This window comes from Mucilaginibacter sp., assembly GCF_025362475.1.
Classification (GTDB): domain Bacteria; phylum Bacteroidota; class Bacteroidia; order Sphingobacteriales; family Sphingobacteriaceae; genus Mucilaginibacter.
Map to the genome: position 1 here is coordinate 1 of NZ_JANYGH010000023.1, position 13896 is coordinate 13896.

Here is a 13896-nt window from a genome sequence, read left to right on the forward strand (position 1 = left end):
TTCCTGCCCATCTAAATACTCCTGGCAAACTTTGCGTTTAAATTCCTCACTGTACTGGCTTTGCCATTTACTCCCATAAATCTTTGAATATCTTTCCATTTTTGTTTACTGGTGTGTAAACCTATTTTAGGACAAGACAGAAAGCTGAAACCATATAGGCCACGAGTTAGAACCTCGCGGCAGTTTGTTTTTTGCACAAAAAAAGCCCGCTATTTGCATAACGGGCTTTTCAAATATTATACGTTCGCCAAAATTAGTGAGCGTGGTGACCATCAGCGCCATGTGCATGGCCGTGTGATAATTCTTCTGGTGTGGCGGGGCGTACGTTGAGGATACTGCCTTTAAAATGCAATTCCTGGCCAGCCATAGGGTGGTTAAGGTCAACAATTACCGAATCTTCGGCAATTGATACTACCTGTGCCTGGAAACGGTTGCCATTATTATCCTGTAAAGGTAAAATGCTGCCAATTTCAGGAACTTCAGTTCCCTGGAACATTTCTTTAGGCAGGTTGGCTACTGCTTCTTCATCATATTCGCCGTAAGCATCCTGAGCTGACAGACGAAATTCATAAGCATCACCAGTTGATAGGGTACTTAAATTTTCTTCAAATTTGGGCAGCATCTGGCCGGCACCAAACAAAAAGGTTAAAGGTTGTTCTTGTGTGGCACTTTCCGTTAACGTTTCGGTACCATCCTGGTCAACATACAAATCGTAAGTTAATGACACTACGTGCTGTGGTTCAATCTTCATTGTAAAGTATTTTTATAAATAAGCAATCAAGCCTGCATTTGTTTTAATGCGTCGGCCGTGTTATTAGCAGGTAATCCGCAGGTTTTATCTTTACAAACAAAAATTTGTGTTGATTTACCAAACTTATCCTGTAACAAAGGTAAACTTCCTTTTGTACCTCCCAAGATTATTTTATTAGGGAAGTAATTATTTTCAAGTTCCTTTCTTACGGGTTCAGCTTCGGGGCCGGTTACTGCAACTTCATATATACCAAAAACTTCATCAAGCAATAACATAGTCCAGTTTGAATAGGCCGTACCATATTTTGCCAACTGCGGCATAATGTTGCGTAACAGCTGTGCCGAAACCGCTGCATAACTTTCATCATCAAAAAGCAGGCCTAATTTTTTCAGAACACGTGCCATAGCCGAATTACTGGCCGGTGTAACACCATCCATAATTTCTGATTTGCGGGCTATCAGCTGTTCATCATTATCGGCGGTATAAAAGAAAATGCCGTTCTGCTCATCGTAATAATGGGTTATAGCGGTATCTGTAAGGGCTTTTGCCTGTTGCAGCCAATGCTCATCAAAGGTAACCTCGTAAGTGGCTATCAACCCATCAATAATGTTGGCATAATCATCCAAAAACGCTACCGGAATTTCTCCTGCCGTATTGCTATTGTAAACCCGTGATAGTCTGCCATTTTGACCTAATAGATTATCCAGGATGAAATTAGCATTCTTCAAAACAAGCTCCAGATACTCAGGTTTATCAAATGCCCGGTAAGCTTCACAAAGTCCTTTTAGCATCAAACCATTCCATGAGGCCAGTATCTTGTTATCCAAACCTGGTCTGATACGGTGACGACGGGCTTCGAAAACTTTTTTGCGGGATGCTTTTACCTGCGATAGCAGATCATCAACTCCCAAACCCAATTTTTTGGACAATTGCTCATCAGTTTCCTTGCGGAACAATACATTTGACTGCTCCTCCTCCCAGTTGCCATCTTCTGTAATATGGTAGTAAATACAGAACAGGTCGGCATCATCGCCCAGGATCTCTTCTATCTGTGTTTTAGTAAAAATATAAAACTTACCCTCTACGCCTTCGCTATCGGCATCAAGCGCCGAGTAAAAGCCAAGATCTGGCGAGGCCAATTCTTTAGTAGCAAAATGGATGATCTCATCAACTACCCTTTCGTAAAGCTCATCGGGCTGCCAGGTATAAGCCTCGGCATATAAACTAATGAGTTGGGCGTTATCATAAAGCATTTTCTCGAAATGCGGTACATGCCACCTGCCATCAACAGAATAACGGGCAAAACCGCCGCCTATATGATCATAAATTCCGCCATAGGCCATTTTATGCAGCGTGAGTTTTACCTGTTTGGCAATTTCCTCATCCTGCATCAAATGCGCGTAACGCATTAGCAGCAGCCAGTTATTGGGCATCGGAAATTTGGGCGCATTCCCTGTACCGCCTTCGTATTTATCAAAATATCGTTTCCAGGTGTCGGCTATCAGCTTTAAATCGTCTTTAGTATGCGCAGGCTGTTCGGCTATAAATTGTACCGACTCATATTTCTGGATTCCCTCAGTTAATCGTACCGCATATTCTTCGGCTTCTTCTGGTTTTTGTTTGTAGAAATCGGCCAGGTTAAAGAGCAGCGATGTCCAGTCGTTTTTACGAAAGTAAGTGCCGCCATAAATGGGTCTTTGATCTGGCAGGCAGATACAGTTTAGCGGCCAGCCGCCACGGCCACTCATCAGCTGCACGGCGCTCATGTATATCTGGTCTACATCGGGGCGCTCTTCCCTATCCACCTTAATACAAACAAAATATTCGTTCATTACGGTGGCCACGGCTTCGTCCTCAAAGCTTTCGTGCTCCATTACGTGGCACCAGTGGCAGGCGGAATAACCAATACTCACCAATATCAGCTTGTTTTCGGCTTTAGCCTTATCAAGTGCCTCTTTACCCCATGGGTACCAGTTTACAGGATTATTGGCGTGCTGCAATAAATATGGGGATGTGGAATTTGCCAGTTTGTTCATGGTAAATAGGTATCAAAGTTTTGCAAATGCGAATATAAATGTACCTACAGGTTAAATAGGTTTTAATTTGAAAAGTTTTATCCCACAGTGTTATTGCATGGCGCAGGCCGGGGTCGGTCTACCCTCGCAATGCCCGCGTCGCCCGGTAACATTACCATTACAACTTCGCCAATCAACCACAATCACAGCACTATAAGCGCTCCCGTTACCAATTTCACAAATTATTTCCCTTTCTTTGCGCCTTTATTATCAAATTCAAAAATGCGCTATTTTAAACTGATCAACATTTTAGGCGCCTTTGGCTTATTTGCAATGGCAAACCCGGCATCGGCACAAACAGACTCTATAAAGTATGACCACCAGGACCTTTTTGGCCCTATCACCTGGCCGGTTACCGGGCAGGGAACACGATCAAACAGCGGCAAGCCTTCGCCAACCTATTGGCAAAACCGTGCCGATTACCAGATCAAAGCTGCTCTTAACGAAGGCAAGGACACTACCATCACCGGCGAAGTGACTATTACCTACACCAATAACAGCCCCGATCAACTGGATTACTTGTGGTTACAACTGGACCAAAACCTATTTAAACCCGATTCTCGCGGCGCTGCCGTTACCCCGGTTACCGGCGATCGTTTTGATGTGCGTGGCTTTAGCCGCGGAGGCTATCATATAGGCTCGGTTGATGTTACTTACAAAGGTCAAACCTATAAAGTTATTCCTGTAATTACTGATGCCCGCATGCAGTTACGCCTAAACGCGCCAATGGATGGCAAAGGCGAAAAAATACAGGTTAAGATCAACTATGATTTTGCTATCCCTTTTTATGGTGCCGACCGCATGGGCCGCAAAAAGTTTAAACAAGGCTACGTTTACGAAATTGCCCAATGGTACCCACGCATGTGCGTTTATGATGATGTGGAAGGCTGGAACACCCTACCCTACATGGGCCTGGGCGAGTTTTATTGCGAATACGGCGATTTTGATTATTACATAACCGCACCTGCCAATATGGTGGTTGTAGGATCGGGCGATTTGCAAAACCCTGAAGAGGTTTTATCACCGGCGCAATTGAGCCGTTTGGCTGATGCCAAAACCAGCGATAAAACTGTAATGCTGATTAAAGAAAACGAAGTTGGCAAATCATCAACCCGTCCGTTTAAAGGTACTTTAACCTGGCATTATAAAATGGAGAATAGCCGCGATGTGGCATTTGGCGCGTCGAACGCGTTTATATGGGATGCCGCTAAGGTTAATTTCCCATCGGGCCGTAAAGGTATTGCCATGTCTGCCTACCCTGTGGAGAGTGCCGGCGTAGATAGCTGGGGCCGCTCAACCGAGTACCTGAAAAACAGCATGGAAATTTACTCAAAAGCTTATTTTGAATATCCATGGAACTCTGCTGTAAACGTATCTGGCGTTGCCCTGGGTATGGAGTATCCGGGCGCTATATTTTGCCTGAGCAATTTAAAGAAAGGACAACTTTGGGGCGATGTTACGCACGAAATAGGTCACAACTGGTTCCCGATGATAGTGGGCTCAAACGAGCGTAAATATATGTGGATGGATGAAGGCTTTAACACTTTCATCAATGAATATGCCTCACAGCAATTTAATAAAGGCGAGTATAACGATACCACCAAAATGGCTCAGCGCATTTTAGGAATGTTCCGCAACAGCAAAGATCCACTGATGACTGCTCCGGAAGCTATTGGTTTGAACGATTATGGACAGTATTATGTAAAAACCGCTTTGGGTATGGATATGCTGCGCAATGTGGTATTAGGACCAGAGCGTTTTGACTATGCGTTCCATGAATATATCAAGAACTGGGCATTTAAACACCCACTACCAGCCGACCTTTTCCGTGCCATGAATGATGCCAGCGGCGAAGATCTTAACTGGTTTTGGAAAGCTTGGTTTACTACTACATGGAAGCTTGATCAGGCTATAAGCAACGTTAAATACATAGATGATAATGCGGCAAACGGCGCGCTGATCACTATTACCAATAACGAAAAAATGGCTATGCCTGTTGATTTGAAAATTACCCAGGCTAACGGTAAAACCGAAACTTTACATTTACCTGTAAACGTTTGGCAACGCGGCGGTGTGTGGACGTTTAAATATCCGTCAACCTCCACAATAAAATCAATGGTGATTGATCCTAATCACGAACTGCCCGATGTTAACTTGAAAAACAACGTTTACTACGGCGAGTAATTCTAATTAGTGAATTGCTGATTTAGTGAATTGCTTTTGGGCATTTTAAATAGCGATGGGTTAAGGCTCATCGCTATTTTTTTGTGATATCAATTCGTTCTTTTGGCGAGAGGTGTTATACGTACTAAAGTCATGGAATTGAATTTCATTCATCCGGGCAACCAGCTCTCCAAACTATCTTTTCATTAAAGGGCCATCGGCCCGGATCATGTTGTAACAACGGGTTAAAACCCGTTGCCATGGGCAGAGCGAATATACAAGTCAAACCTACCTCTTGTTCAACGGGTTAAAACCCGTTGTTACAATATTCGTCGAGGCGATGCCTCTATTACTAATAGGTATGGGCGAATAGCTATATCAAGTCCTGAAAAATATACTGCTCATCAAATTCGACGTTGAATTTTTTTAAAAAATCTAAATACTCATCTCTGAACGTTTGCTTTTTATGATGTTCTTCCTGCTTTTGAATGTATTTATAAACCTTATCAATCTGCGAATGGCTGTATGAAAATACGCCATAGCCTTCCTGCCATTCAAAACGCTCGGAGGTTAACGAGTGATCATTAATATATTTGGACGATTTTGCTTTTACGGTTTTCATTAATTCAGAAACGGAAACCACCGGTTTTAACCCGATAAAACAATGCACATGATCTTCCACTCCATTTACAATAATGGTTTTGCAATTAGCTTCACTGATTAAATTACCAATTACACCAAAGAATTTTTCCTTCCACTCTTTTTCAATTATCGCCTGGCGGTATTTAACTGCAAAAACTGTTTGAATGTAAATTTGATGGTAAGTATTTGCCATTTTTTGGGGTTAAATCATTAATAGTTTTTTGTTTATACAAGTCGAACCTACGGTTCTTATTGGTATCCTTCACGTCTCTTCAACGGATTAAAATCCGTTGTTACAATATCTGTCGAGGCGATGCCTCTGTTTCATTCGCTTAATTATCTTTTCATTAAAAGTGCCATCGGCACGATACATTTTGTAACAACGGGTTTTAACCCGTTGCCTGTAAGCCTACCATAAATCAAAAGTGCCATCGGCACGGACAATATTAATAATTTATACAAACCGAACCTAGGGTTCTTATTGCTATTCTTCACCTCATTTCAACGGATTAAAATCCGTTGTTACAATATTTGTCGAGGCGATGCCTCTGACTCTTTCACTTAAATGGTTAGTTTTAATAGACACTCTCATATCAATTTGCTCTCTCTTTAATAAACATATATTTTTTAATCAAAACATTAATCGTAATATTGCAATATAATAGTTTAAAGAAGAGAGAATCTTATCGAAGGTCAAAACAAACTTCACATTAAAACACGAATTATACTTTAATATATGGCAGCAAATAACTGTGCCCCGGTGGCCGAACGAAAACAATTAAGTTTTCTTGACCGATACCTTACTTTGTGGATCTTCCTTGCTATGGCTATTGGAGTAGCGGTAGGCTATTTTATTCCATCATCATCTGGCTTTATAAATTCTTTTTCCAGCGGAACTACCAATATCCCCCTGGCAATAGGCCTAATCCTGATGATGTACCCTCCGCTTGCCAAAGTGAGATACGAGAATATGGGCGAAGTATTTAAGGATACAAAAGTATTGAGCGCATCCCTGGTATTAAACTGGGTAATTGGTCCTATCCTGATGTTTATATTAGCGATAACGCTTTTACGTGATCATCCCGCTTATATGGTAGGTTTAATTTTGATAGGCCTTGCGCGCTGTATTGCGATGGTGGTGGTATGGAACGAATTGGCAGAGGGCAACCGTGAATATGCAGCCGGGTTAATTGCCTTAAACAGTATTTTCCAGGTATTGCTTTACAGCGTTTATGCTTATGTATTTATAACCGTTTTGCCGCCTCTTTTTGGCTTGAAAGGATTAGCCGTTAATATAACCATATCTGAAATTGCAAAAAGCGTTGGTATTTACCTCGGTATCCCTTTTGCAGCGGGTATTATCAGCAGATATGCTTTAATTAAAATTAAGGGAGAGCAATGGTTCCAAACTAAATATGTCCCTTTTATTTCTCCGATAACCTTAATTGCCTTGCTGTTTACCATTGTGGTAATGTTCAGTTTAAAAGGTAACTTAATTGTTCAAATCCCTTTTGATGTACTGCGTATTGCTATACCGTTGGTAATTTACTTTACCATCATGTTCATCTTGAGTTTCTTTATCGGTAAATCGTTTGGTGCCGATTACTCCAAAAGTACTTCTATTGCATTCACGGCCACCGGGAACAACTTTGAATTAGCTATTGCAGTAGCCATTGGCGTTTTTGGTATTAATTCGGGAGAAGCCTTTGCAGGGGTTATTGGCCCCTTAGTAGAAGTACCTGCATTGATCGCTTTGGTTAACCTTGCTTTTTATTTCCGAAAAAAATATTATACCTCTAAAACTCAAACTGCAGTACAATAATGAGAATTGCCCTTTTTTCGGATATTCACGCAAATCTGCCAGCGTTGGAGGCATTCTTCGCCGATGTAGCAACCAGGAATACTGATGCCATTTATTGCCTTGGCGATCTGGTTGGTTACAACATTTGGCCTAACGAGGTAATTGCCGAAATCCGTAAACGAGGTATCGCTACCCTCGCCGGTAATCATGATCTGAAAGTGAAGAAATTGGTTACCACCGATCAAACCCTTGGTGAACCAGGAAAAACCTATGCCTATCATTTGATTGATGAGGCAGGTCGTCAGTATCTATCAACCCTGCCTGCACATATTCGCCTTGAATTTAAAATGATAGATGAGGCCGTAAATATTGTACTGGCACATGGCAGTACAAGGAGTGTTGACGAATACGTTTTGGAAGATTTGGATGAAACCTATGTACTTGAAATGATGGCAGAAGCGAATGCCGATATCCTGTGTATCGGTCATTCGCATAAACCTTATCATCGTATCCTCAAAGTCGGCAACCAACAATTCAGGCATGTTATCAATATAGGCTCTGTAGGCAAACCAAAAGATGGCAACCCAGCCGGATGCTATGTAATATTAAATCTGGATATGACCAGTTCGATAACTGACAGGGATAGTATTACAGTGGAGTTTATAAGAGTTGCTTACGATGTTGAACAAGCAGCAATGGCAATTGAACAAAGCTTATTACCCGATGAATTTGCCGATCGGTTAAGAAAGGCCTATTAAAACAACTTTCTATATAAATTCCACTGATAGCTTTGGTTTGTTTTATTAATCCCCCACAATAAATAATCCTTCTTTTACTCCTGTCAACTTATCCAATAGTGTTACACGCGAGACATTTTTATCCCTGACCATATCTAAGCTTTTATTAATTTTTGATAGGAGTAGTTCGATAAACTCCTGATGGATTCGTGTTGTTCCATAGGGATCTATATAGATTCCTGTCAGTCTTTTAAATTCAATCAGTATTTCTTCTATTTCCACAAGTTCCTGCTCATCTATTTGAAACAGTAAATATTGATGACGAACATCAACTAAGTGATAACAATCTAAAGCCATTAGTAAGTATGCTAAATTTCCTTACTTCGCCCCCATCGCCAAATACCCGGCCAATGCGTTAATCCTCCCGGCTACAACCCCTATCTGCTGCTTAACTTCATCCCAGTTACGTTGCTCAATAGCTTCGCGGATGCCGGGGAGCGTTTTGACACCATAGCCGGTGTAAAAGCCCGGCGCATAAATAGTGTGACGGTACCAGCTACGACGCGGCAAACCATCTACCGAAAGTAATTGCTGCTCGGCCTGGTAAAGTAACTTGTTTAGCTTATCATGGTCGCCGTTTTTAAGTGTAGCAGCGGTCCAATAAGTGGCCAGTTTATCCGCGCTTTTCTTTAATGAATCAAGGGCGCCGGTTAGTGGTTTAAAATCTATTTGCGGCACTTCGCTTTTAGCTGCCGGGGCCTTGTACAGGTGTGTTGGGTCGGCAGCCAGGGTATAGTCGTTGGCTTTTATCAGTTGGTTATCTATAGCAGTGGCTTCGCGGGTATCGTTTGCCAGTTTCGTTAATTCGGTAGCATACTTACTGATGGTAGTTTGCAGACTCCTGAAATCAAATGGCAGTACATCGGCATCTGCCATACGCAATACCGAGTGACCGGCAGTTTGCGATAGCGCCACGCCATAAGCAAAATCAGGGTCTTTAAAGCGTTTGTAATCATCAAAGGAATCATAAATAGAGTGGTATTCGCCACCGCCATCTTCTCCACCGAAACCAAAATCAAGCGTAGGGATGCCCAGATGCTGCAGGAATGATGAGAAATCTGATCCTGAACCCAGCGCTTCCAGCTTCTCGCCCTTACGTTCCAAAATTTCTTTTTTATCGCTGGTTGATTTGGCATTAACCAATTCCATTGCCTTTTTACGATCAAACACACTCACTTTGGTTTGCGGGTCGGTTATGCCGCGGGTTATCTCGTCAATAAAGCTTTCCAATGCCTGCGAACCGCCTGCACCTAAAAACCCGCGACCATTACTATCTGAGTTGATATAAACCACAGCCTTTTGCTGCAATTCCTTATCATGATCTTCTGCAAACTCGGTAGAGCCTAATAAACCAGGTTCTTCCCCGTCCCATGAGCAATAAATAATGCTACGCTTTGGTTTCCAGCCGGTTTTAAGCAGGTCGCCGAGGGCTTTTGTTTCCTCAATCATGGCGGCTTGTCCGCTTATGGGGTCGTTGGCTCCGTTTACCCAGGCATCATGGTGGTTACCGCGCATTACCCACTCATCGGGATACGTGGAGCCTTTAATTTGGGCTATTACATCATAGGCCGGTACCATATCCCAGTTAAATTCCATTTTAAGGTGTACCGTTGCTTTACCCCCACCAATATGGTAAGTTATAGGCAGGGATCCGGCCCAGCCTGCCGGCGCAACCGGACCATCCAAGGCGGCCAGTAAAGGTTGTGCATCATGATAACTGATGGGCAGCACCGGTATTTTCAATATTGTGGTGGCATCTTTCCTATCCAGGCGTTTGGCATCTTTGGTAGCACCAACACCCGGTGTAAGCGGATCGCCGGGATAGATCACCATATCCATCACCGAACCCCGCTGCACGCCAAATTCATTTTTATAGGCTCCTTTTGGATACACATCACCCGCCGAGTAACCATCATCAGCAGGATCTGAATAAATGATACAGCCAATGGCCCCATGCTCATAGGCTACCTTTGGCTTTATGCCACGCCATGAGCGGCCATATTTGGCAATTACTATTTTACCTTTTACATCAATGCCCATGGCAGCCAGCTTCTCGTAATCATCCGGCAATCCATAGTTTACAAATACCAGCTCACCATTCACATCACCATCAGCACTCCAGGCGTTATAGGTTGGCAACTGGTTGGGCTGCCCCGATGTTCCATCCTCTGCCAGCGCGGGCTCTTTTAATAAAGCGGTATAGCTTGCCGGGCCGGAAAGTTCCAGCACCCTTGTTTTGGGCGTAGGGTAAAGTACAGTATAGGTTTCTATATGTGCATCAAGCCCATAGCTTTTATACATGGCCAATATTTTTTCGGCTACGGCCTTGCTGCCCGGCGAACCTATATTATGCGGAAATGCCGAAAGCGTTTTAATGGTTTCGCCAATACGTTGCGCGCTCAGGGATGCATCAAATGATTTTTCGGCAGCCAATTGTTTGGCCGACGATGCCGGGGTGAAGCCGATTAATGTTTTTTGCTGCGCGAAAGCAGTGGCAGAAAGCGCCAGTAAACCAAGAGTAAGGGTTTTCTTCATGACAATGTATATGGTTGATGCGTGAAGATAGTAAATTTGGCATAGATTATATTTCATGGGATGTAAAAATGGTGATGGGCTGAGTTGGATGCCGATTATAGGTATTACCGTATAAAACCGGCAGTTCCTTTTACTTAATAGACTTAAACTTTATGCCTCATCAATATTTGTTTGTTATTTAGTAAAATAACAAAATGGTACATAAAGAAATAGTTTCAGGGATTGAACTAACCTTAACCAATGCTCAAGAGATACTGAGTATGGGAGGTCCATATACAGTTGATGTTTACAAGGGTGATAAGCTGATATCAGACAATTGTATTGCTGATAACTTTATTTTCAAAGAAGATTTAAAGCTTTTGTTTTTTGTAAAATATCATCAAATCAATTCATTTCCATACTTCACTATTAACTTTTATAATATTGACAATGACACTGTATTTGAATTTTACAGGGAATTTGACATGCTGCATTTAAAACAATTTTTAAGCTCGAGTGAACTTGAAATACACATTGCCTTTCATGGACAATTTAACTACCAAGGGCAAATATTTAATATTGATAACGAGGATTTTAGACAAGTTTAAATTTCAGACTTCCCGATTGGCTAAAAAGCCAAATTTTCTTTTATCCACCTTTAAATCACCATTGTTAATATTTTTATCACGTCCACCGGCAATCTTACTTTCCCCTTTCGTCGCAAAACCTTAATTTCGCTGTTTCAAGAAAAGAGGAAAAGATTTTGGATTATTTACAGGGTTTAAACCCCGAACAACGGGCAGCGGTAGAACAAACTGAAGGACCGGTGATGATCATTGCCGGTGCCGGATCTGGCAAAACAAGGGTAATTACCTACAGGGTGGCCCACCTTATTCGTAAAGGTGTGGATTCATTTAATATACTGGTTTTAACATTTACCAATAAAGCCGCGCGCGAAATGCGCGAACGTATTACCCATGTAGTGGGTGGCGAGGCTAAAAACATCTGATGGGTACCTTCCACTCGGTTTTTGCCAAGCTGTTACGTGTAGAAGCCGAAAAAATTGGCTACCCAAGTAACTTTACCATTTATGATACCGACGATAGCAAAAGCGTACTGCGTGCCATTATCAAAGAATTAAACCTTGATGATAAGCTATATGCCGTAAACTTTGTACTTAACCGTATCTCCGCATCAAAAAATAACCTGATCTCGTTTAGGGAATACAATAAAAATGAGCAGATCCAGGCCGATGATATGTCGACAGGCCGCGGGCAACTGGGCAAAATTTACGAGATGTATGCCACCCGTTGCTTCCGTGCCGGCGCTATGGATTTTGACGATTTGCTGTACAAAACCAACGAGTTGCTTAAACTGCATCCCGAAGTACTAAACAAATACCAGCACAAGTTTAAATACCTGATGGTGGATGAGTACCAGGATACCAACTTTTCGCAATACCTTATTGTGAAAAAACTGGCAGCTGTTAACGAGAATTTATGCGTTGTAGGTGATGACGCGCAAAGTATTTACGCATTTCGTGGAGCCAACATTCAAAACATCCTCAACTTTGAAAAGGATTACCCGGATTTGAAGGTATTTAAGCTGGAGCAAAACTACCGGTCGACACAAAATATTGTGCATGTAGCCAACAGTATCATCAGCAATAATAAAGAGCAGCTTAAAAAGAACGTTTTCAGCGAAAAGGAAGCGGGAGATAAAATAAAAATAATGCGCGCCTTCAGCGATAACGAAGAAGGTAAAATGGTGGCTGAGGCTATTATGCAGGACAGGAGCCTGAAAGGTAAAAACTGGAATAATTTTGCCATTCTTTACCGTACCAACGCGCAGTCGCGTTCCATGGAGGAGGCTCTGCGCAAGCTGGGGATTCCTTATAAAATATATGGTGGCTTGTCCTTTTATCAGCGAAAAGAGATCAAGGATCTGATAGGCTACTTCCGCCTTACTTTTAACCCTAATGATGAGGAAGCGCTTAAACGTGTTATCAACTACCCTAAAAGGGGCATAGGCGATACCACGGTTGACAAGATCATTGTAAGTGCCGATCATCACAAAGTTACCCCCTGGGAGGTGATTGTGGATCCGGTTCAATATTTTGATGGGAAAGCATCCCCATCACTGAGCAACTTTGCCACTATGATTCAAAGTTTCCAGGTTTTGACAAAAACAAAATCGGCATATGAATCGGCATTGTACATAGCCCAACACTCGGGCCTGCTTAAAGATCTTTACGAGGATAAATCTGTAGAGGGGTTAAACCGCTATGAGAATATACAGGAATTACTGAATGGTATCAAGGAGTTTAGCGAGCGCGAAGACATAGAAGAAAAAGGTCTGGACATATTTATGCAGGATATTGCCCTGCTCACTAATGATGACAAGGACAAGAATAAAGATGCTGATACAGTATCGCTCATGACCATTCACAGTAGTAAGGGCTTAGAGTTTTCGCAGGTGCATGTGGTAGGTTTAGAAGAAAATCTTTTCCCATCCCAGATGTCGCTCAATTCCCGCAGTGATCTGGAAGAAGAACGACGACTGTTTTACGTGGCTGTAACCCGTGCCGAAACTAAGCTTACCATAAGCTATGCTACTTCGCGTTTTAAATTTGGCACACTCATTAGCTGCGAACCAAGCCGCTTTTTGGATGAAATAGATGCCAAATACCTTGAACTGGATTACAGCGCCAAAACAACTACAAGCAACAATCCGTTTTTTGATGACGACCGCAAGGCCTGGACCAGTGGTAAACAAGCTGATGCTTTTTCAAAACCAAAACCGGCAACATCCGCGCCTGTAAAAACCACATCAATTTTGGCAAAAGCGCACGTAGTATCGCCAGATTTTAAACCGTCTGATACATCAAACCTGCAGGTGGGTATGGAAGTTGAGCACGAGCGTTTTGGTTTTGGCAAGGTGCAAAGCCTGGAGGGAACGAAGCCCGATATCAAGGCTACTATATTTTTTAAAGAAATTGGCCAAAAGCAACTGCTACTTAAATTTGCAAAGTTGAGTATTATCAATAATATGGCTTAGAAAGCCGCCCCAATTTTCGTGTATTTTTTTCCCCGTTTTGGAATAATTGTGCTTTGAAGACATATATTTAAAGCTAAATTAATAATGGCATAACGT

9 protein-coding genes and 1 pseudogene are annotated in these 13896 nt (G+C 42.3%); 5 read left to right on the forward strand and 5 right to left on the reverse strand.

What is annotated here, in order from left to right; genetic code table 11:
* Positions 1-253 precede the first annotated feature (253 nt).
* Both Q0R88_RS08305 and Q0R88_RS08310 read right to left on the reverse strand, forming a co-directional pair.
* Positions 254-751, reverse strand: coding sequence for a peptidylprolyl isomerase (locus tag Q0R88_RS08305; protein ID WP_295714936.1), 498 nt, complete (start codon positions 749-751; stop codon positions 254-256).
* 26 nt (positions 752-777) lie between these two features.
* Positions 778-2787 (reverse strand): thioredoxin domain-containing protein, encoded by a 2010-nt coding sequence (locus tag Q0R88_RS08310; RefSeq protein WP_295714938.1) that lies wholly within the window; start codon positions 2785-2787, stop codon positions 778-780.
* A gap of 129 nt (positions 2788-2916) precedes the next feature.
* Here Q0R88_RS08310 and Q0R88_RS08315 point away from each other — a divergent pair, with 129 nt between their 5' ends.
* The gene (locus Q0R88_RS08315) at positions 2917-5010 is read left to right on the forward strand and encodes a M1 family metallopeptidase (RefSeq protein WP_295714941.1); all 2094 of its coding nucleotides are present in this window, start codon (positions 2917-2919) and stop codon (positions 5008-5010) included.
* Between the two features lie 352 nt (positions 5011-5362).
* On the opposite strand, the gene tnpA is transcribed toward Q0R88_RS08315, so the two are convergent.
* Positions 5363-5824 carry an IS200/IS605 family transposase gene (gene tnpA / locus Q0R88_RS08320; RefSeq protein WP_295714943.1) on the reverse strand — a complete coding sequence of 154 codons (462 nt, stop codon included), beginning with the start codon at positions 5822-5824 and terminating at the stop codon, positions 5363-5365.
* Between the two features lie 543 nt (positions 5825-6367).
* Between tnpA and arsB the strand changes: the two genes are divergently transcribed.
* Positions 6368-7453, forward strand: a complete 1086-nt coding sequence (gene arsB, locus Q0R88_RS08325) for an ACR3 family arsenite efflux transporter (RefSeq protein WP_295714946.1) — start codon at positions 6368-6370, stop codon at positions 7451-7453.
* The gene (locus Q0R88_RS08330; protein ID WP_295714949.1) at positions 7453-8190 is read left to right on the forward strand and encodes a metallophosphoesterase family protein; all 738 of its coding nucleotides are present in this window, start codon (positions 7453-7455) and stop codon (positions 8188-8190) included. The genes arsB and Q0R88_RS08330 overlap by 1 nt, the downstream gene beginning before the upstream one ends.
* Positions 8191-8235: 45 nt before the next feature.
* On the opposite strand, the gene Q0R88_RS08335 is transcribed toward Q0R88_RS08330, so the two are convergent.
* Entirely contained in the window at positions 8236-8526 is a 291-nt protein-coding gene (locus Q0R88_RS08335; RefSeq protein ID WP_295714951.1) for a hypothetical protein, read from the reverse strand.
* 21 nt (positions 8527-8547) lie between these two features.
* Complete coding sequence (locus Q0R88_RS08340; RefSeq protein WP_295714954.1) at positions 8548-10764, reverse strand: transferrin receptor-like dimerization domain-containing protein; 2217 nt, start codon at positions 10762-10764, stop codon at positions 8548-8550.
* A 194-nt stretch (positions 10765-10958) separates the two neighbouring features.
* Here Q0R88_RS08340 and Q0R88_RS08345 point away from each other — a divergent pair, with 194 nt between their 5' ends.
* Both Q0R88_RS08345 and Q0R88_RS08350 read left to right on the forward strand, forming a co-directional pair.
* A complete protein-coding gene (locus Q0R88_RS08345) occupies positions 10959-11351 on the forward strand; it encodes a hypothetical protein (RefSeq protein WP_295714957.1) in 393 nt (130 codons plus the stop codon).
* A 155-nt stretch (positions 11352-11506) separates the two neighbouring features.
* A pseudogene (locus tag Q0R88_RS08350) lies at positions 11507-13800 on the forward strand (UvrD-helicase domain-containing protein).
* Positions 13801-13896: the final 96 nt, after the last annotated feature.